This is a genomic window from Oceanobacter sp. 5_MG-2023, assembly GCF_030548165.1.
GTDB lineage: Bacteria > Pseudomonadota > Gammaproteobacteria > Pseudomonadales > Oceanobacteraceae > Oceanobacter.
In genome coordinates this window covers 48,644-68,501 of sequence record NZ_JAUORS010000007.1, presented here as the reverse complement: position 1 = coordinate 68,501, position 19,858 = coordinate 48,644, and the positions used below count along the sequence as shown (strand labels likewise).

Annotated in this window: 16 protein-coding genes; 3 read left to right on the top strand and 13 right to left on the bottom strand. The window is 54.2% G+C overall.

Features of this window, described 5'->3' with window-relative positions; all coding sequences use genetic code 11:
• Window positions 1-197 precede the first annotated feature (197 nt).
• The 11 genes from nadN to Q4551_RS06500 form a co-directional block, all read right to left on the bottom strand.
• Window positions 198-2,246: an NAD nucleotidase gene (gene nadN / locus Q4551_RS06550; RefSeq protein WP_303432629.1), complete on the bottom strand. Its 2,049-nt coding sequence runs from the start codon at window positions 2,244-2,246 to the stop codon at window positions 198-200.
• Between the two features lie 178 nt (window positions 2,247-2,424).
• Window positions 2,425-3,951 (bottom strand): SpoVR family protein, encoded by a 1,527-nt coding sequence (locus Q4551_RS06545; protein WP_303432628.1) that lies wholly within the window; start codon window positions 3,949-3,951, stop codon window positions 2,425-2,427.
• A complete protein-coding gene (locus Q4551_RS06540) occupies window positions 3,948-5,234 on the bottom strand; it encodes a YeaH/YhbH family protein (protein ID WP_303432627.1) in 1,287 nt (428 codons plus the stop codon). Before Q4551_RS06540 ends, Q4551_RS06545 begins: the two co-directional genes overlap by 4 nt.
• 103 nt (window positions 5,235-5,337) lie before the next feature.
• Window positions 5,338-7,260 (bottom strand): PrkA family serine protein kinase, encoded by a 1,923-nt coding sequence (locus tag Q4551_RS06535; protein ID WP_303432626.1) that lies wholly within the window; start codon window positions 7,258-7,260, stop codon window positions 5,338-5,340.
• 500 nt (window positions 7,261-7,760) lie between these two features.
• The gene (gene glpE / locus Q4551_RS06530; protein ID WP_303432625.1) at window positions 7,761-8,084 is read right to left on the bottom strand and encodes a thiosulfate sulfurtransferase GlpE; all 324 of its coding nucleotides are present in this window, start codon (window positions 8,082-8,084) and stop codon (window positions 7,761-7,763) included.
• A 38-nt stretch (window positions 8,085-8,122) separates the two neighbouring features.
• Window positions 8,123-8,926 carry a symmetrical bis(5'-nucleosyl)-tetraphosphatase gene (locus Q4551_RS06525; RefSeq protein WP_303432624.1) on the bottom strand — a complete coding sequence of 268 codons (804 nt, stop codon included), beginning with the start codon at window positions 8,924-8,926 and terminating at the stop codon, window positions 8,123-8,125.
• 211 nt (window positions 8,927-9,137) lie between these two features.
• On the bottom strand, window positions 9,138-9,515 hold the full coding sequence (gene apaG, locus Q4551_RS06520) for a Co2+/Mg2+ efflux protein ApaG (RefSeq protein ID WP_303432623.1): 378 nt from the start codon (window positions 9,513-9,515) through the stop codon (window positions 9,138-9,140).
• The gene (gene rsmA / locus Q4551_RS06515; protein ID WP_303432622.1) at window positions 9,502-10,347 is read right to left on the bottom strand and encodes a 16S rRNA (adenine(1518)-N(6)/adenine(1519)-N(6))-dimethyltransferase RsmA; all 846 of its coding nucleotides are present in this window, start codon (window positions 10,345-10,347) and stop codon (window positions 9,502-9,504) included. The genes apaG and rsmA overlap by 14 nt, the downstream gene beginning before the upstream one ends.
• Window positions 10,344-11,348 (bottom strand): 4-hydroxythreonine-4-phosphate dehydrogenase PdxA, encoded by a 1,005-nt coding sequence (gene pdxA, locus Q4551_RS06510; RefSeq protein WP_303432621.1) that lies wholly within the window; start codon window positions 11,346-11,348, stop codon window positions 10,344-10,346. The genes rsmA and pdxA overlap by 4 nt, the downstream gene beginning before the upstream one ends.
• Window positions 11,345-12,625, bottom strand: a complete 1,281-nt coding sequence (locus Q4551_RS06505) for a peptidylprolyl isomerase (RefSeq protein WP_303432620.1) — start codon at window positions 12,623-12,625, stop codon at window positions 11,345-11,347. Before Q4551_RS06505 ends, pdxA begins: the two co-directional genes overlap by 4 nt.
• On the bottom strand, window positions 12,615-15,080 hold the full coding sequence (locus tag Q4551_RS06500) for an LPS-assembly protein LptD (protein ID WP_303432619.1): 2,466 nt from the start codon (window positions 15,078-15,080) through the stop codon (window positions 12,615-12,617). The genes Q4551_RS06505 and Q4551_RS06500 overlap by 11 nt, the downstream gene beginning before the upstream one ends.
• A 162-nt stretch (window positions 15,081-15,242) precedes the next feature.
• Here Q4551_RS06500 and Q4551_RS06495 point away from each other — a divergent pair, with 162 nt between their 5' ends.
• The 3 genes from Q4551_RS06495 to djlA are packed head-to-tail and all read left to right on the top strand — an operon-like array spanning window position 15,243 to window position 17,751.
• Window positions 15,243-16,262 (top strand): aminoglycoside phosphotransferase family protein, encoded by a 1,020-nt coding sequence (locus Q4551_RS06495; protein WP_303432618.1) that lies wholly within the window; start codon window positions 15,243-15,245, stop codon window positions 16,260-16,262.
• Window positions 16,259-16,951: an N-acetylmuramate alpha-1-phosphate uridylyltransferase MurU gene (murU, locus tag Q4551_RS06490; RefSeq protein ID WP_303432617.1), complete on the top strand. Its 693-nt coding sequence runs from the start codon at window positions 16,259-16,261 to the stop codon at window positions 16,949-16,951. The genes Q4551_RS06495 and murU overlap by 4 nt, the downstream gene beginning before the upstream one ends.
• On the top strand, window positions 16,951-17,751 hold the full coding sequence (djlA, locus tag Q4551_RS06485) for a co-chaperone DjlA (RefSeq protein WP_303432616.1): 801 nt from the start codon (window positions 16,951-16,953) through the stop codon (window positions 17,749-17,751). The genes murU and djlA overlap by 1 nt, the downstream gene beginning before the upstream one ends.
• Window positions 17,752-18,058: 307 nt before the next feature.
• On the opposite strand, the gene Q4551_RS06480 is transcribed toward djlA, so the two are convergent.
• Together Q4551_RS06480 and Q4551_RS06475 are read right to left on the bottom strand one after the other, a co-directional pair.
• Window positions 18,059-19,342, bottom strand: a complete 1,284-nt coding sequence (locus Q4551_RS06480) for a TRAP transporter large permease (RefSeq protein ID WP_303432615.1) — start codon at window positions 19,340-19,342, stop codon at window positions 18,059-18,061.
• A complete protein-coding gene (locus tag Q4551_RS06475) occupies window positions 19,339-19,857 on the bottom strand; it encodes a TRAP transporter small permease (protein ID WP_303432614.1) in 519 nt (172 codons plus the stop codon). Before Q4551_RS06475 ends, Q4551_RS06480 begins: the two co-directional genes overlap by 4 nt.
• Between the last annotated feature and the right edge of the window lies 1 nt (window position 19,858).

Here is a 19,858-nt window from a genome sequence, read left to right as displayed (position 1 = left end):
CTTGTTAATAGTTGCCGGGTTCAATAGGGGGAATGGGTGGTTTATGCTTGGTTGCTGGTCGCGCAAGTAGCGAGAGCAGTGAGATCGGTTAAGACGGCAGGATAAAAACAGAAAAATCGGCCAACCTGTTTCAGGTTGGCCGGTTTTGTTTTAGTCAGGCAACGTTCGTTGCCCGGTGAAGCCTGATGGCCGGTTTATTAGTAGCCAGTACAGGTTTCTGTGCTGTGGTTGCAGCCATTGGTATCGATCAAGGTTTGAGTCGAGTACTCAGTAACCGGCAGCTTGCTCAGGGATTCACCGTTGTCGGTCAGAAGCGTCATATAGTCAACGAAGCTCTGGGCATACTCAGTGAAAGTATCCACATAAGCGTCACCAGTGATGGTGCCAAATGTGGTGTAGCCATCCTGGCCTGCCGCAATGTAGTTATTGGTTACGACGGTGTAAGTGGTCGCCATATCCATACTGCTCCAGTCGCCTGCGCCACGAGAGTTGACTTCAATATTGCTGAAGCGGCTGCCTTTTTCCTGAGTCAGGTCGACATCAAAACGCAGGCCGTAAGCGTAAGGGTAGGCACCGGTTGAACCGTCGGTATCCAGTGTGTAATCCAGCGCGTCTTCCAGTACATCCTGAATTTGTTGGCCGGTCATATCCAGCGTTACCAATGTGTTGGCAAAAGGCATCAGGGTAAAGGCATCGGCAATGGTGGCGTCGCCAGCAGCCAGATCATCACGAACACCACCGCCATTCTGAATGCCGATATCCGCGGTTGGTGTGACGGTGACAAAACCCTTGGCGACCTGACCGGTAATATCAGAACCGTGGGCGCTGGTGGCTGTGACGTCACAGATGTTGGAGCGGCCCTGACCAGGAATTCGCTCGAAACACATATCTTCAGCGATAGTGCCGATAACGGTTTGTTCCAGTATTGAGGTCTGTTCGTCGTATACGGCCAGCAGGTCGGCGGTAACAGAATCTTCCTGAGTCAGGACGATTTCGTCATGGGCGGTCAAAGCCTGGCTGATGGCAAAGGCCGAGTTGCCGTTCAGAGTGGCATCTTCACCAGTGCTGTCTTCATATTGGTAGCTGTTGGCAATCGGCATGTATGGCTGGCCTTCACAGGCGCTAACCACACCGTCGGCGTCGAAGCTGACCGTCAGCTTGCCCAGCAGGTGGGCGTATTCCCAGGCTTGTACCACACAGACAGTTTCGCCGTCGGCGTTGGTCACGACGGTTGGGTATTCAGCGACCGAGGAGCCAACTCCGACGCTGGCAAAGGTGTCATCGCCGAGCAAGGTGTGGGAATCACCACCCACAATCACGTCAACACCGGTCAGTGCTGCGGCCAGCGTCAGGTCATTGTTGTACTGGTAGTGGGTCATCAGCACGATTTTGTTAACGCCCATACCTTCCAGCTCATCAATATATTGCTGTGCGGTAGTGGTTTCGTCGAGGAATTCGGTGCCGTCATCAGGGAATGAGGAGTTTTTGGTTTTATTGGCAATATCGATACCGATAACACCAATTTGCTCGCCGTCACGTTCAAAGATCTGGTAAGGCTGGATCTTGTCCTTGATGGCTGAGTCATCGTGAGGCACGACGTTGGCTGCCAGCGTCGGGGTTTCGCAAGCAGAGGCGTTCAAGGCATCGATAAAGACTGCAAGGCCATCATCACCATTGTCGAACTCGTGATTACCCAGTGCGAAAGCGTCGAAGCACACCTGGTTCATCATTTCGGCATCGGCCAGACCATTAAACAGCGAGTAGTAAAGTGTTCCGGTGACGGCATCACCAGCATGCAGCTTCAGGACATTGTCACTTTGGCTGGCAAGGGTGTCGAACAGGGTCACCATCATCGGGAAACCGCCGTAAGTGACCTCTACTTCGGCAATGTCCGAACCGTCTGTCAGGCTGGTGTCCAGAGTCAGGCCGGAGACATCAAAGTCAAAGGTGTCGGCGGCGATGTGTGAGTGGTGATCATTCATATGCAGAATGGTCAGGTCGATGGCTTTGGCAGTTGATGCATCGGCACCATCTTGACCGTCCTGGCCGTCAGTACCGTCCTGGCCGTCAACACCATCAGTACCGTCCTGGCCGTCAACACCATCAGTACCATCCTGGCCGTCTACGCCGTTAACACCATTGGTGCCATCGATACCGTCGACACCATCTTTGCCATCACTGCCATCGCTACCACAGGCTGCCAATGAAATGGCCAATGCCAGCGTGGATAATCTGAACAGGTTCATGTCCTTTTCCTCTGAATAGTATATAGGGGTCGTCGAAAGCATAGAAATGTAAGTAAATTTGATGAATTTACCATTACGGAGATGTGATTTGTAAATGACACTTATTCAAAGAAGAGTGCGTAGGCGGGAACCGGGCAGCGTCTCTGCTGAGACGCTGCCCGTGGAGTGGCTGTGGGGATCAGTGCGCCACGGTCATGGCTGGGCAACTTTGTTTGTTGACTTGTTTGCCGTCCTTGTAGGTTTCCAGGTGAATATCAAATCCCCATAAATAATTCAGATGTTTGAGTACTTCATGTACATCCTCAGACAGTGGGGTGCCATCCTGCATGGTGTGGCGTAATGTCATCGAGCGATCCCCTTGCAAATCGACTGCCCAGACCTGGATATTGGGTTCCCGGACTGACAAGTCGTACTGCCGCGCCAGCATTTCCCGAACCTTGCGATAGCCACTGTCGTTATGAATGGCTTCAACCTCGTAGTGGGCTCGTTCATCGTCGTCGTAAATACTGAAGAGATGAAACTCCCGCATCAAGTGCGGCGACAGGAACTGCTGGACAAAACTTTCATCCTTGAAGTTGTGCATGGCAAAGTGCAGGGTTTCCAGCCAGTCTTTACCGGCGATATCCGGAAACCAGTCGCGATCTTCTGCGGTGGGGTTTTCGCAAATGCGTTTGATGTCCCGGAACATATTGAAGCCGAGGGCGTAGGGGTTGATGCCGGAATAGTGTGGAGAATCGAAGCTCGGTTGATGCACCACATTGGCGTGTGACGCCAGCACTTCCATCATAAAGCCGTCGGTGACCTTGCCTTCATCGTACAGGTGATTCAGCAATGTGTAGTGCCAGAAGGTGGCCCACCCTTCGTTCATCACCTGAGTCTGGCGTTGCGGGTAAAAGTACTGCGAAATCTTGCGTACGATACGCACCAGCTCACGCTGCCAGGGGGCGAGCAGAGGGGCGTTTTTTTCGAGGAAATACAGCAGGTTTTCCTGTGGTTCTTCCGGGAATTTACGCGGTTTGTTTTTGACTTCATCAGTGCTGTGGGTCGGCAAGGTACGCCAGAGGTCGTTGATTTGCCGTTGCATCTGGTCTTCCCGTTCTTCCTGGCGCAACTTTTCTTCGGCGGCGGAGATCGGCCGTGGCCGACGATAACGATCGACGCCGTAGTTTTGCAGGGAATGACAGGCATCTAACACTCGTTCGACTTCTTCGTTGCCGTAACGTTCTTCACACTTGCGGACGTAGTGCTTGGCAAACATCAGGTAGTCAATAATGGAGCTGGCATCTGTCCAGGTCTGGAACAGGTAATTACCCTTGAAAAAGGAGTTGTGACCGTAACAGGCGTGGGCAATCACCAGCGCTTGCATCGGCATGGTGTTTTCTTCCATCAGGTAGGCGATACAAGGATCGGAGTTGATAACGATCTCGTAGGCCAGACCCATTTGTCCGCGCTGATAGCTTTTCTGGGTGGCGAGAAACTGTTTGCCGTAAGACCAGTGGTTGTAGCCAATCGGCATACCCACCGAGGAATAGGCATCCATCATTTGTTCGGCACTGATGATTTCAATCTGGTTGGGGTAGGTATCGAGACCGTAGCTTTTGGCAATGCGGGCGATTTCCCGATCGTAGTCTTCCAGCAGGGCAAAGCTCCAGTCGGAATCGGTCGACAGGTACTCACGCTGGTCTGTCGCTGGTTTTGGGGTCATACCGCCTCCTTATAACGCTCTTTGGCGAACAGCTCCCGGAAGACCGGAAAAATATCGCCGGGATTGCGGATCTGGGCTGTTGCAAACTGTTGGCTATAGGCTTTGGCGACGCTCTGATAGGCGTACCAGAGTGCCTGGTGTTCATGGGGCGTGATTTCGATATAGGCAAAGTGCTGAATGGCGGGTAACAGCTGTTCGGCAAGAATGCTGGCGCACAGCGGTGAGTCATCATCCCAGTTGTCGCCGTCGGATGCCTGGGCGCCATAGATATTCCAGCCGCCACTGAGGTAGCGTTCCTGGACAATATTATTCATCAGCTTCAGTGCGCTGGAGACAATGGTGCCGCCGGTTTCTCTGGAGTAGAAAAACTCTTCTTCGGTGACTTCCTTGGCGCTGGTGTGGTGACGAATAAAAACAATCTCGATGTGTTCGTAGTTCTTTTCCAGAAACAGATACAGCAGCAGGTAAAAACGCTTGGCCAGATCCTTGACGTCCTGGGTCATGGAGCCGGAAACATCCATCAGGCAAAACATAACGGCCTTGCTGGTGGGGGTGGGCACCTTGATCTGGTTGCGATAGCGCAAGTCGAGCTGGTCGATAAACGGCAGCCGTTTGAGTTTTTTCTCCAGCGAGAGAATTTCTTCTCGCAGGGCGTTGATCTGATCGGCGTTGCTGTCGCCTGCGCCGTCGGCCAGCAAGGCATCGATGGTGGCGGTCAGTTCACGAATCCGGCGGCGTTTGCCTGCGCCCATGCCAATACGACGGGCGTGGGCATTACGCAGTGACCGTACTACCGAGAGGTTGTTGGGGGTACCTTCGGAAACAAAGCCGCCGCGCCGGGTCTTGAACTCTTTTGACTGCGACAGGGTTTTCTTGATCATGTTGGGCAGTTCGAGGTCATCGAACAGGTATTTGAGAAACTCCTCTTTGGTGATAAAGAAGCGGAAGTCGTCTTCACCTTCCCCCTGGTTGCTGGCTTTTCCTGAGCCGGAGCCGCCACCACCACCTTTGGGTTTTTCCAGCTGGTCGCCGGTGTTGAATTCCTTGTTGCCCGGAAATACCCGGTGCTGCTTGCCGCCCTGACCATGGCTGATAACCGGTTCGTGGGTGTTGCGGGTCGGGATGCTGATCTGCTCGCCGCGTTCCATATCGGTGATGGAACGGCGCGTTACGGCATCTGCAACCGCTTCCTTGATGTGCTGGTTATAGCGCCGTAAAAACCGTTGCCGGTTCACCATGCTCTTGTTTTTGCCGTTCAGGCGTCGATCGATAATATAAGACATACAGTGTCTCCACTCGTCAGAAGCTTCCCCGTGAAGCGTGGCCCTGCGTTTGCGGCACTCAGCCGCGCAGCAACCGTTTATGCTGCTGCACGGGGTTCACCGGTTACTGGGACTTGCGTACACGCAAGTACCATTCGGATAACAGACGAACCTGTTTCTCGGTATAGCCTCGTTCGGTCATGCGGGCGACAAAGTCGTTGTGCTTTTTCTGATCCTGATGGGAAGATTTGGCAGAAAAGGAAATAACCGGCAGCAGATCCTCGGTGTTGGAGAACATTTTTTTCTCAATCACCGAGCGCATTTTCTCGTACGACTGCCAGGATGGGTTATTGCCATTATGGTTGGCTCTGGCGCGCAAGACGAAATTGACGATCTCGTTACGGAAATCTTTTGGATTGCTGATACCTGCAGATTTCTCGATTTTTTCCAGTTCTTCGTTGATCGAGACCCGATCCAGAATTTCACCGGTTTCCGGGTCGCGGTACTCCTGATCCTGAATCCAGAAGTCGGCGTAGGTGACGTAACGGTCAAAAATATTCTGGCCGTATTCGGAATAGGATTCGAGATAGGCGGTCTGGATTTCCTTGCCGATAAACTCGACATAATCCTGGGCCAGGTATTCTTTCAGGTAGTTAAGGTAGCGGTTGTGGGTTTCTTCCGGGTATTGCTCCTGTTCTATCGCCTGTTCGAGGATATACATCAGGTGCACCGGATTGGCGGCCACTTCGGTGGCATCGAAGTTGAACACCTTGGATAAAATCTTGAAGGCAAAACGGGTGGATATGCCGTTCATGCCTTCGTCGACACCCGCGGCATCCCGGTATTCCTGCAGCGACTTGGCTTTCGGATCGGTGTCCTTGAGATTCTCGCCGTTGTAGATACGCATCTTGGAGTAGACGCTGGAATTCTCAGGCTCTTTCAGTCGTGACAATACGGTGAACTTGGCCAGCATTTTCAAGGTATCGGGGGCGCAGGGAGCGCTGGCCAGAGAGCTGTGTTCGAGCAGTTTTTCGTAAATCTTGACTTCTTCATCGACGCGCAGGCAGTACGGTACCTTGACGATATAGACCCGGTCGAGGAAGGCCTCGTTGTTCTTGTTGTTCTTGAAGGTCTGCCATTCGGATTCGTTGGAGTGCGCCAGAATCACGCCTTCGAAGGGAATCGCGCCCATGCCTTCAGTGCCGTTGTAGTTACCTTCCTGGGTGGCCGTCAGCAGCGGGTGCAGCACCTTGATGGGAGCCTTGAACATTTCGACAAATTCCATCATCCCCTGGTTGGCGCGACACAAGGAGCCGGAGTAGGAATAGGCGTCTGGATCGTCCTGGGGGAAATCTTCCAGTTTACGAATATCGACCTTGCCGACCAGTGAGGAAATATCCTGGTTGTTTTCATCGCCGGGTTCGGTTTTGGCCACACCAACCTGGTCTAGGCTGGAGGGGTAGAGTTTGACGACTTCGAACTTGCTGATGTCGCCGCCCATTTCATGCAGGCGTTTGACTGCCCAGGGCGACATGACGCGACCGAGATAGCGACGTGGAATGCCAAAGTCTTCTTCCAGAATCTCGGCGTCTTCGGCCGGGTCGAACAGCCCCAATGGTGATTCAAATACCGGTGAGCCCTTGATGGCGTAAAACGGTACATTCTGGATCAACAGTTTCAGACGTTCTGCCAGCGAGGATTTACCTCCGCCCACCGGCCCCAGTAAATACAATACCTGTTTGCGTTCTTCGAGGCCCTGGGCGGCATGACGGAAGTAGGACACGATGCTTTCGACCGCTTCTTCCATGCCGTAAAACTCGTTAAAGGCTGGATAACGCTTGATGATCTTGTTGGAGAAGATGCGGCTGAGCCGCAGGTCCTTGGACGTGTCTACCAGTTGTGGCTCACCGATGGCTAATAACAAACGTTCGGCGGCGGTGGCATACACACTCGGGTCTTGTTTGCAGAGATCGAGGTAGTCTTGCAGGCTCATGACTTCTTGCTGAGTGGCCTGGTAACGATCTTGATAGCGGCTGAATACACTCATTTGGCACCTCTTCGGCTGATAAATATCGTTGTTCAGTTGATGTCCAGAACGGCGGCGTTCCTCTTTTTGATTCGGTTTTCAGATGCAAAGACCCGTGTAAACAGGCCTTTAAAACGGGTTATCTTTTACTTTGGCCAGACAGTAATCGATTGGTTCAGTCCGGCGGTGGTGGCTGATGAATGATGTGTTGATACAGAAAATGTCATGCATCGAGTGTGCCGTAACAGCGTGGACTTGTTTGAAAATGCGTGGTCTGACATGAACGGCAGGCCGGTTTGCGACCATAAAAAAGCGTCTGACAAGCAGGCAGGGGTGGCTCTGCAAGTGGTAATAAAACGGTCGTCAGGGCAGAGACAACAGCGTTTCAGCAGCGTTGGCGAGAGAGCAGGAAGATCAGGAAGGTAAAGAACAGAGGGACGGCAAATTCAAAAGGCGAGAGCAAGCAGACGCTGACCATGGGCAACGCCTGTTGTTGTCATATCATGATTGGCAGTGGCGAACTAACTGCGCTGGCACAATTCCGGGCAGGCGATTTTCCACATTTCGTAACCGCCTTTCAGGCTGTATACCGCTTCGTAGCCTTGTTCAGAAAAAAACTGCGCCACGCCTTGGCTGGAGTTGCCATGGTAGCAACAGACGATCAGGGGTTTCTGCTTGCTGGTGGCGGCAATAAACTCGTTGAGGTTTTGGTTGTCGACCCGCTGTGCCGCGGTCATATGACCGACTTCGTAGCTCATTGCGTCACGAATGTCGGCAATCTGGACATCGTTATTGGCGATCATGGTTTTGGCGTCTTCCGCGCTGATTTGGGTAAAACCGCTCATCTGTTACTCCTTTTTATCGGTGGTTGCTGTCATCAGGCTCAGGGGTGAGCCGGCACGGCATAACGCTGCCGGTTGTCCAGGCGCATGGCTGTAAGAGAACCACCCCAGACACAGCCGGTGTCAAGGGCATCAATTCGAGTATGGTTGACTTCGCCGTTAAGGGCCGCCCAGTGACCAAAAACAAGGCGTGTTTGGGTCTTGCTTGCCTCAAACCAGGGCATAAAACCGGCGGGAGCGCTGTCGAGTCCTTCTTTGGCGCTGAAATCCAGGCGGTTATGGGCATCGATAAAGCGCATACGTGTCAAATAATTGACAATTGCACGCCAGCGATTCGTGCCGGTGAGGTGTTCATCCCACTGATCTGGCTTGTTACCGTACAAGGAGTTCAGCAATTGCGAATACTGGTCGCCCTGTAATATCTGTTCGACCTCACTGGCCAGTGTCTTGGCGTGTGCGGCGGACCAGAACGGTGGAATACCCGCGTGGCTCATGCACCATTGCTTGTCTGCACTCAGGTGTACCAGTGGGCGGTGCCGGAGCCAGTACATCAGTTCGTCGCGATCCGGGGCCGTCAGTACCGCGTCGAGGGTGTCTTTTTTGCTTTTGTGGTTGTTGCCGTAATAACGCGCCAGCAGGTGCAGGTCGTGGTTGCCAAGTACGGCGACCACACGGTCGCCGAGGGATTTGGCCCAGCGCAGCACTTCCAGACTTTGCGGGCCACGATTGACCAGATCTCCGGCGAGCCAGAGCTGATCGTGCTGAGGGTCAAACTCAATACGATCGAGCAAGCGCTGAAGGGGTTCATAGCAGCCCTGGATATCACCAATGGCGTAAGTGGTCACGATTTGCCTCTCTGGTTGTCTGTGGGCATTGGCCGGTGTTGTGTGCCTGTCTTGCCCGGGCTGGTTATTGGTCGGTATCAGAATCTGTGTTCAATATCTGTCGATTGTATCGGTTGCTGTCGCTGGTGTTGTCTCAGGTGTTGTATCGGTATTCGGGACGGCATAAACAACCTGTATTGCCGTCCATCACTTCAGGTTTGGGCCAAGAGGGTTAATTCAGGGCAAAGGTGGTCGCCAGGGTGAACACCGGAATATTGGCATGAAACAGGGTGCCATCATCCGCTTCCATAACGTAATAGCCTCGCATGCTCCCCACCGGAGTGCTTAATACTGCTCCGGATATGTAGTCGAACTGTTGTCCAGGGGCGATGTTGGGCTGCTCGCCGATGACTCCTTCGCCTTTGACTTCCTGCACATCACCATTGCCATTGGTAATAAACCAGTGGCGGGTTTTTAACGTGGCACCCTGCTTCCCAATATTGCTGATATAAACCTTATAGGAGAAGACAAAACGTTCATCTTCCGGGTCGGATTGCTCTTCCAAGTATTCTGGCAGTACATTCACCATGATGGTTTCATTCAATTCCATTGTCTTTCTCCGCTTGCTCTGTCAGCTGCGATACGGCATCAGAAATACGAACGTACTCTTCCAGTGTCAGTACTTCCGGGCGCAGCTGTGTGTCGATACCCAGTGCTTGAAGCTGTTCGGCACTGATGAGCTTTTTTAATGTATTTCGTATGGTTTTACGGCGCATGCTAAAGGCTTCACGTACAACGCGCTGTAGCATTTTTGTATCTTTTGCAACGAGAGGCAGTTCTTTGTAGGGCGTCATTCTGACAATGGCTGAATCCACTTTGGGGGGCGGGTTAAATGATCCCGGCCCCACCACAAACAGCAGTTCTACCTTGCAGTAGTACTGCGTCATGATGCTCAAGCGGCCATAGTCCGACGTACCTGGTCGGGCTGCCAAACGCTCGACGACTTCCTTTTGCAACATGAAATGCATGTCTTGCACCAAGGTGTGGTGGCTGAGCAAATGAAAAATCAAAGGCGTCGATATATTGTAGGGCAGGTTGCCAATAATGCGCAGGCGCTGGCCATCGTTGACCAATTGACTGAAGTCGAATTTTAACGCATCGCCTTCATGAATCTGAAAACCGGGGTAGTTGAAAAACTTGGTGCGCAGGATTGGAATCAGATCGCGATCCAGCTCGACCACGTTCAGCTTGCCAGTGGCTTCCAGTAACGGCTCGGTAATGGCTCCCATTCCGGGACCGATTTCGACCAGGCAGTCATCATCCTTGGGGTAGATGGCATCAACGATTTTGCCAATGACGTAAGGATCATGGAGGAAATTCTGCCCAAAGCGTTTACGGGCCTTGTGGCCGTGCATGTTATTGGGTTTGGGATGACGGCTCATGCGGGTTTGGCTCCAGCGGTGTGGCGGCTGTTGGCCATGTGGGCTGCCACGGCGATGGCCGTGTGCAAGCTGCCGCTGTCTGCCTTGCCGGTGGCGGCCAGGTCGAGGGCGGTGCCATGGTCAACAGAAGTACGAATAAAGGGCAGGCCCAGCGTAATGTTGGCGGCGCGGCCAAAGCCATGAAACTTCAGCACCGGCAGGCCCTGGTCATGATACATGGCGAGGGTGGCATCGGCGCCAGCCAGATGTTTGGGGGTGTACAGGGTATCGGCGGGCAGTGGCCCAACCAGATCGATACCTTGCGCTCGAAGTTGGGCCAGCGTTGGCCCGATAATATCTTGCTCTTCGTGACCGAGGTGACCGTTTTCTCCGGCATGGGGGTTGAGGCCCGCGACCAGGATACGAGGTTGCACGCAGCCAAAAAAGGTTTTCAGGTCATGATCCAGGATATGGATCACCCGGCTCAGGCGTTCCGGGGTAATGGCATCCGCCACTTGGCGCAGCGGCAAGTGAGTGGTCACCAGTGCGACGCGTAAATCGGTGGTGGCCAACATCATGACGACTTCTTCAACGCCGGCAAAATCCCGGAAGTATTCGGTATGGCCACTGAACGGAATACCGGCATCGTTGATGATGCCCTTGTGTACCGGCGCGGTGACGATGCCGTCCCAATGACCTTGCTGGCAGCCTTGTGCAGCCATGGTCAGGGTGGCCAGAACGTACGCGGCATTGGCCGGGTCAAGTTCACCGGCCACGGCAGGTTGTTGCAGGGCAACGGCCTGTACGTACAGGGTGCCCGCGGGCGTTGGAGTGGCCGCGGTGGCCGGATCAAAGGTTGCCAGCGTCAGTGGCAAACCGAGCAACTGTGCCCGTTCGGCCAATAGCTGCGGGTCGGCGATCACGACCAGTTGGTGCTCACTGCCTTGTTGGGCCAGCTGAATACAAAGGTCAGGGCCAATGCCACCGGGTTCACCGGCGGTGATAGCCAGGCGCAGGGTCATGCCGGCTCCTTGATATCGACGTACGCTTCGGTGCGGATTTTACGTAGCCACAAAGGCAGCTCTTCTTCAAAGCGGCGCGAGTACAGTAACTGACGCACCTGATTACGCTGCATTTCCTTGCCGATATCACTTTGGCGTTGATCCTGTACTTGCAGAATGTGCCAGCCGAACTGGGTTTCAAACGGTGCGCTGATATGGCCAACCTGGGATTGCTGCATGGTGGTATCGAACTCTGGCACCATGGCACCCGGGCTGACCCAGCCAAGGTCTCCGCCTGCGGCACCGCTGCCAGGGTCATCACTGAACTCCTTGGCCAACACGGCGAAGTCCTGCCCTTGTTGCAGGCGCTGATAAAGCTGGTTGATCAGGGTTTCAGTGTCGCTTTCACTGCGTAATTCGTTCGGGCTGACGAGAATATGGCGCACTTGATACTGGGTGATCATCTGGCTGTTACCACCGCGTTTTTCCAGCACTGCAACCAGGTGATAACCACTGGAGCTGCGGATTGGATCGGAGACATCACCAATAGCCAGGTCTGGTACGACGGGTGCAAAAATTCCGGGTAACTGGCCTTCTTTACGCCAGCCGAGATCACCACCCTTGAGGGCATTGCGGCCGTCGGAATCGGCAATGGCGACATCGCTGAAGTTGGCACCGCCACGAATGCGGGACGCCAGGCTGCGGGCTTTCAACTCGGCTTTTTGCAGGTCGCTGGCGTTGGCGTCAGCAGGGATGGATACCAGAATGTGGCCAAGACGGTATTCGGCAGCGGAGGCCATTTTGCCCACTTCAGAGGCGAGGAAATAATCCACATCCTGATCGGTAATCTGGATGGTTTCGCCGACCCGAATGCGCTGCAAACGGCTGGTGATCATCTCGGTTTCAATCTGCGCCCGGGCAGTGGCAAAGGGAATACCTTCGGCTTCCATCGCCACCCGGAACTGCTCCAGATTCATCTTGTTCTGGGCGGCAATACGTTGCAGGGAGTCGTTCAACTGGGCATCGCTGATACGGATACCAATCCGCTTGGCCAGTTGCAGCTGAATACTTTCCTCAATCAGGCGATCCAGTACCTGTTTGCCCAGCACGGCGTCTTCCGGCAGATTGGCGCCCCGGTTCTGGTTGCGGACATTCTGGATACGTTGCTGCAACTGGGACGCCATAATGACGTCATCGTCGACAATCGCCACCACATGGTCGATCAGTACTGGCTGGGCCTGGCTCAGCGTGCTGCCGAGGGTAAGAAAAAACAAAAAAATCAGCTTGTTAATAGTCATGGTATTGCCGTTTGGAGTAACCCTTGATGCTGTTGCTTATGGTGGCGTCGGTGCCACCCCCCAGCGTGCTGAGACCTTTGAGCTGAATACTGAACATCAGGCTCTCGGTCTTTTCGGTACTATAGCTGCTGTCGTCGTCGGCTGTCGGAGAATACTCCTTGTACAGCACTTGCAGACGCCAGCAACAATTCTGATATTCAAATCCGGCCAGTGCTTCGAGCACGGAGCTGACCGGGCGACGCTCGTCTGCAGGATAGTCTTTCATGTCCTTGAGTACGCGCCCGGTCAAGGCCCAGCTGTCATTCAGTGCCCAGTAAGCACTGACATCGGCCTGATAGAGATCGGTTTCAATGTCACCGCTGTCGGAATCCTCACTTTGAACCTTGTTGACTGAAAGGTTCAGCATGCGGTTGTTGCCCGGTGTATAGCCTGCGCCAAAACGGTGCTGACGAGCATAATCGCCGTAGGCGTCCCACTCTAGCGTCTGATTGAGCCGCCAGTGATCGCCGGGCCGCCATTCCACTTCGGCGATAGTGCTGGATGTATTATTGCTGTCATTGACTTCGTCACTGTCGAGCAGCACCTGGCGTTCGTCACCGAAGTAGACCCGGCCAAGACTGAAGCGCAGCCATTCGTCGCCACTTTGATCGATAATCCGGCTGGTGATGCCGAGGCTGACCTGTTCCAGGTCGGCAAGCCGGTCAGAGCCGATAAAACGATCGCCGACAAACAGGCTGTCGTAGGTGACGCTGGTGACCTTGGTATCAAAGGCCGGAATGTCATCCTGACCGGACTGGTAAGGGCTTTTGACCCAAAACAGTCGAGGCTCCAGCGTTTGTGTCTGATGTTCATCAAACCAGTGTAACGACCGTTCGAAAAACAGGCCGGAATCAAGGCTGTAACGGGGAACGCCGTAGTTGATCGTGTCATCGTAATCAAAGCTGTCTTGACTGCTGAGACGGTAATAGCGGTAGCGATAACTGGCTTCTGGCTGAAGATAGCTGTACGGCTGTTCGAAACGCCAGGCGATGGTGTTGTCACTGACCAGTCGACGGCCATTCAGTGAATCGAAATCCGTCAGGGTTTGTTCCGTACCATCGATTACGGCGCTGTTATCCCGCTCAAAACGGGTCGCTTGCAAACGGCTGCTGACCTGCCAGCGGTCGTATTGTTGCCGGTAATCGAGCGTGGCTTGCGGCAGGCGCTTGTAGGGCCGGTCTTCGAGGTCAATGCTGTCGTCAATGGTCTGGAACCCTTCGACCAGGAGATCCAGCTGCCAGGCGTCTTTCTGGTAGCTCAGTAGCCCCATTCGCGGCAAGTGGGTGGTGCGGTCGATGGTGGCTGAGGAGTTCAGGTCGGACAGGTAGTCGTCATCGCTGACATGGTTGTAGATCCAGCGATGTTGCCAGTGTTGGCCAAACCTGCCGGATTGCAGGTAATTGATCAGCCAGCGTTCACTATCTTCCGTGGCATCCTGATCGATATAGGCGTAGTTCAGCTCACCATCGCCGAATAACCCGGTTTTATGACGCAGCTGGCTTTCCCACAACCAGCCACGCTGATTGAAGTAATGGGGCGTAATGGTGGCATCCAGGTTGCTGGCCAGATTCAGGTAGAACGGCATTTTCAGCTCGTCCAGCCCGGCGTCGCCACCAAGAGAGAAACTGGGGTCGAGAAAACCTGTGGTGCGGCGGTCATCAATCGGAAAGCGGTAGTAGGGAATATAAAAAACCGGTACGTCCATCACTTCCAGACGGGTATTCCAGGCGCTGCCGACACCGCGTTCCTGATCCAGATAAATATTGCTGGCGGCAATACGCCAGTCGTTTTGCCCGGGTTCGCACCAGGTGACGGTGGCTTCATTCAGCTCAATAGTCCCTTCCGAGCGGGTGATCATGCGGGTGGCGGTGCCGCGCATATGGCGAGCGGGCAGGGCATAGCGGGCGTTTTGCAGAACCAGCTCGCTGCTATTCGTGCTGTCGGTGCTATCTGGGCTTGTTGCCGTCTCGTTCAGACGCTCGCGAAAACGGGCGCTGTCACTGTGGACGGTCACTTCATTATTCAAAAAGCTGACATCGCCTTCAAATTCGGCCTGACGCAAGTCCGCATCCCAGTACGCTGACCGGCTCTTTAAAACGTAATCTTCCCGCTGCATGATGACGTCGCCAGTAAACTCTGCGTTGCCAAGACGATCAACAAAGGCTTGCTCGGATTCTGCTTCGAGACGGCCATCAGGTACAGGTAGCAAGGTATTGGGCAAATAACGCCCGGAGCAAAACGATGGCAGGTCGGCCTGCTCGGCATCGCTCAGCAATGCCCGCGGGTACCAGTTTAATGCCGGTGTGTCCGCCTGGACGGAGACACTGGTGATCATACTGGTCGCGGTCAGGCACAGCACCGCCAGGAACCGCTCGGAGCTGCCCAAAAGCGCCAGACGCGCTGGCAGAAACGACACCCGGATGGGGAGCCGCTGGAGGGATATTGCATCTGAATGTCTGTGATCCGCCATGGCTGAGCGTGGGTGCCTGTACAGTGAAGTGTGGTATCTTAGCGCGCAGATGATACGGGGGGCGCTCAATGCGCGCAATTTTAGATCGATAACAAATGTGAGGCCAACATGGACCCGCGCCTTGATCACCTGATCAACTGGGCGTCCAGCACCATTCGCCGCAAAGCTAATCTGGACGTCAATGCCAGCCTGGAAACGGTATCCGGTGATGCCAGTTTCCGTCGTTACTTCCGCCTGCGCGGTCTGGGCAAGAGCTGGATTCTTGTCGATGCTCCACCAGACAAGGAAGATAATCCGCGTTTTATCCGTATCGCCAAACAGTGGCGTCACCAGCAGGTCGAGGTGCCACAGGTGCTGGCCGCCGATCTTGATCAGGGCTTTATGCTACTGGAAGACTTTGGTGACCAGCTGTTATGGACTGCCCTGCATGAGCCGGATGTGACCGAAAAACAGATACTGGGCCTGTATCGCCAGGCGATAGAGCAGCTGGTGCAGCTTCAGGGTGTCAGCTGTCGCGACCTGCCTGCTTACGATAACACTCTCCTGCTGCAGGAGATGGCGCTGTTCCGTGACTGGTTATGTGAACAGCAGCTGCAAATGACGTTGACGGACGCTGAACGGGCCATGTTTGACCGCGTGTTTGATTTGCTGGCTCGGCAGGCCTTGGCGCAACCGGTTGTCACCGTGCACCGGGATTACCATTCCCGCAACCTGATGCTGAAGCCGGATGGCATGTTGGGCATCATTGATTTCCAGGACGCTCTGGCAGGCCCGTCCACTTACGATCTGGTGTCATTGGTGCGGGATTGTTACGTACGCTGGCCTCAGGGGCTGGTGGATGAGCTGGTGGCCTATTATTGGGAGCTGGCGCGGCCCTGTGGTTATTACCTCGGCGACTGGCAACAGTGTGTGCGTGACGTCGACTGGATGGGATTGCAGCGACACCTCAAGGCCGCGGGTATTTTTGCCCGTCTGAACCTGCGCGATCACAAGCCGACCTACCTGGCGGATATTCCCAATACCTGCCAGTACCTGATCGATATCGCCAGGCGGTATGACGAGTTGAGTGACTTCAGTCACTGGCTGAACCAGCGTTTGATGCCAGAATTGGTGCAGTTATCACGATGAAAGCCATGATACTGGCAGCCGGGCGAGGTCAACGTATGGCGCCGCTCACGGATCACTGCCCGAAACCGCTGCTGACGCTGGCCGGCAAGCCTCTGATTGAACACCATATTGACAAACTGGTTGCCGCCGGCATGACCGATCTGGTCATCAACCACGCCTGGCTGGGGGAGATGATCGAGGCCCGGTTGCAGGATGGCCATCAGTTTGGCGCCAACATTCGCTACTCCGCCGAAACCGATGCACTGGAAACCGCTGGTGGTATTCGCAAGGCGTTACCATTGTTAGGTGATCAGCCGTTTTTAGTGATCAATGGCGATGTCTGGACTGATTGGGATTACCGGGAAGCTGTGCAAGTGGCATCTTCCGAAATGGTGACGGGGAACACATTGGCCTGGCTTTGGTTAACCGATAATCCTGATCATAACCCGACGGGTGATTTTTTCCTTGACGGTACCGACGTTGCGGCAGAGGCTGATGGCCCCGGTTTCACCTTTACCGGGATCAGCCTGATCCACCCGGATCTGCTGGCAGCCTTGCCGGTGGCAAAGCAGCCACTGGCTCCGATACTGCGACAGGCAATGGACAGTGGGCGAGTCAAGGGTTGCCTGCTGGATGGCCGCTGGACGGATGTGGGAACGCCACAACGTCTGGCTGAACTGGAACAGCAACTCACCAGAGAGACGTTCTGATGCTATGGATGGGAAAAGCCATGGGCGGCATGGTCGGATTGATGACCGGTGGCCCGTTTGGCATGATGATAGGCGCATTTGTTGGTCATATGTTTGACCAGAATCTTGAAAATATCTGGAGCGGTCAATTTCCTGTTCTGGTTCGTACCAGTACAGCCAATAACGTGCGACTGCTTTATATTTCATCGTTATGCCGTTGCATGGGGCGGATTGCCAAAGCCGATGGCCGCGTCAGCGAAGAAGAAATCGCCGCCGCCAACTTTGTGATGGACCGCATGCAGCTCAAGGGCGATGACCGCCAACGGGCGATTGCCTGGTTTCAGGAAGGCAAGGATATGGACTGTGACTTTAATGCCGACCTGGAACAGCTACGACCACAACTGAGTTTGCCGATGGCGCAAATGTTTCTTGAGGTGGTGATGACCATCGGTTATTCCGATGGTGAGTTGTCGCCTTTGGAGTGGGCGATGATCGAACGCCTCAGTAATGTGCTGGGGATCAGTCAGACCCAGATTGAGCGGGTACGGGATCGTATTGAAGCGGCCATGTTCCAGGCCCGTAACGGCGGTGTCAGCCAAAGTGATCAGCTGGAACAAGCCTACGCCACGCTGGGTGTCCCAGCCGATGTGGATGACGATACCCTGAAAAAAACCTATCGGCGATTAATGAGCCAGAACCATCCTGACAAACTCTCTGCCAGCGGTATGCCTGAAGAAATGCTGCGACTGGCCAAGGAAAAAACCCAGCAGATCCAAACCTCCTATGCCCTGATTCGCAAAAGCCGGGGCCACGCGCATTAAATTGTTTTGGTGTGGGGATTAACCCTGCACCAACTACTCTGCTACCCGCACCACCCACACCCACACCAATATAGACAGAGACAGTAGTCAAGCCAGTGCTGTCGGCTATTGCTTGTGGCTGCCAGGTCTGGTTGTGATTGATTGCAGCTGATGTTCTGTACACAAACATTCTGGACTGGCTAAAGCGGATAACAAGCCGATAGGGAACAGGGTGCGAATCAGAAGGTATGGATAAGAGAGTAGAGGTTTTGTAGTGAGGAGAGAAAAAAGAGAGCCGCCATTCACGACGACTCTCCGGGAGTGGCGTTTATTCCCCGATAAAGGCCAGGCTCAGGCCGGGCCAGAAGGTAATGATCAGCACTGTTGCCAGCAGGATAAAGAAGAACGGCAAGGTAGCGCGATACAACTCCATCACCGGTTTGTTAAAGCGGAAGCTGGCAATAAACAGGTTCATCCCGACCGGTGGAGTAAAGTACCCCAGCTGCATATTGGCGAGGAATAAAATCCCCAGATGAATCGGATGAATACCGTATTCCACCGCAATTGGCAGAATAATGGGAATCATGATCACAATCGCGGAGAATATATCCAGCATCATGCCCAGTATCAGCAGGAACAGGGTGAGTAACAGCAGGAAGGTAAAGCTGTCACTGACGTGCTGCTGAATAAAACCAAAGATTTTTTCCGGCACACCGGCATCAATCATGTAATTGGTGGATGCCATGGAAACCGCCAGAATCAGCAAGATTGCGCCAACCAGCTTCATGGAATCCCGCATCACGGTCACTAGCTGCTTGAACGGAATTTCACGTCGAATCAGAGTGGAAACAATCAGTACGTAAAACGCAGTAATGGCCGCCGCTTCTGAAACCGCAAACCAGCCACCATAAATACCTCCCAGTACCAGAAAGGGTAGCGGCATTTCCCACTTGGTATCCTTCAGTGCAGCCCAGGCCTCGGCCTTGTCGAACGGGTGGTGATTACGTTCGGCATTACGGGATACCCAGCCACTGTACAGCGACAGCGCAACCAGCATCAGGCCGCCGGGCAGTAACCCAGCCAGAAACAGGTCATCGATACTGACTGCGACGTCGAGCGACATTTGCTGCGCTACAACGCCGTACAGGATCAAGGGCAGCGACGGTGCAAACAGCAACCCGAGGGAGCCAGAGGTGGTGACCAGACCAAGATTAAAGCGCTCCGGATAACCGGACTTCTGTAACGCTGGTACCAGCAGGGCGCCCAGGGCGACAATGGTAACGCCGGAGGCACCGGTAAAGGCAGTAAACAGGGCACAGGTCACCAGGGCAACGATCGCCAGTCCGCCGGGCATCCAGCCAAGGAAGGCATCGGTAATACGTACCAGCCGCTGCGGTGCCTTGCTTTCCCCGAGCAAATAACCGGCAAAGGTAAACAATGGGATGGCGATCAGTACCGGCATTTCGGCAATCCGGTAAATCTCGATGGCCATAACCATCAGATCAACGTCCGTCTGGTAAAACCCCCAGATGGCGCTGGCAGCAATAACCACAAACAGCGGCGTACCGGACAGCGCCAATACCAATAAAATCAGTGGAACCAGAACGCTCATGAGTGGGCCTCGTCGGCTACAGCATGGTTACCCAGTATGTTGAGCAAGGATTCAATACTTTGAATGGCAAAGCGCAACGCCATCACGGCAAAGCTGAAGGGGATAATCAACTGTAAGGGCCAGGCAGGAATATTGGCGAAGGCGATATCACCAAATTCAATGGCCAGTTCGATATAGGCATAGCCGTACCAGGCGATAACTGCGCAAATAAAGGCGGCAAAGGCCGAGGTGATAATCGCGATGGCGTCAGCGACAACCTTGGGAGCCAGTCGGTTAACCAGGTCGATGGCGATATGCTCACGGCCACGGGTGGCGACCATGCCTCCGATCAGACCAAGCCACAGCACCATCACCCTCAGGGCGGGAGGAATCCACATGATACCGCCGCCGAAGACACTGCGGGCGACAATATCAATACCGGCCAGCAACACCATGACCATCAGCACCAGCACCAGAATGCCATCTTCCAGGGTGTGAATGGCGCCGAGCAGACGCCGCAAAGGGGAGTGTTTCAAG

Bases quoted from the DNA above. Each gene is read 5' to 3' on its own strand.
- Q4551_RS06495 (WP_303432618.1), top strand. From the start codon at position 15,243: ATGGACCCGCGCCTTGATCACCTGATCAACTGGGCGTCCAGCACCATT.
- Q4551_RS06480 (WP_303432615.1), bottom strand. From the start codon at position 19,342: ATGAGCGTTCTGGTTCCACTGATTTTATTGGTATTGGCGCTGTCCGGT.
- Q4551_RS06540 (WP_303432627.1), bottom strand. From the start codon at position 5,234: ATGTCTTATATTATCGATCGACGCCTGAACGGCAAAAACAAGAGCATG.
- Q4551_RS06505 (WP_303432620.1), bottom strand. From the start codon at position 12,625: ATGACTATTAACAAGCTGATTTTTTTGTTTTTTCTTACCCTCGGCAGC.
- rsmA (WP_303432622.1), bottom strand. From the start codon at position 10,347: ATGAGCCGTCATCCCAAACCCAATAACATGCACGGCCACAAGGCCCGT.
- nadN (WP_303432629.1), bottom strand. From the start codon at position 2,246: ATGAACCTGTTCAGATTATCCACGCTGGCATTGGCCATTTCATTGGCA.
- Q4551_RS06545 (WP_303432628.1), bottom strand. From the start codon at position 3,951: ATGACCCCAAAACCAGCGACAGACCAGCGTGAGTACCTGTCGACCGAT.
- Q4551_RS06535 (WP_303432626.1), bottom strand. From the start codon at position 7,260: ATGAGTGTATTCAGCCGCTATCAAGATCGTTACCAGGCCACTCAGCAA.
- pdxA (WP_303432621.1), bottom strand. From the start codon at position 11,348: ATGACCCTGCGCCTGGCTATCACCGCCGGTGAACCCGGTGGCATTGGC.
- apaG (WP_303432623.1), bottom strand. From the start codon at position 9,515: ATGGAATTGAATGAAACCATCATGGTGAATGTACTGCCAGAATACTTG.
- glpE (WP_303432625.1), bottom strand. From the start codon at position 8,084: ATGAGCGGTTTTACCCAAATCAGCGCGGAAGACGCCAAAACCATGATC.
- murU (WP_303432617.1), top strand. From the start codon at position 16,259: ATGAAAGCCATGATACTGGCAGCCGGGCGAGGTCAACGTATGGCGCCG.
- djlA (WP_303432616.1), top strand. From the start codon at position 16,951: ATGCTATGGATGGGAAAAGCCATGGGCGGCATGGTCGGATTGATGACC.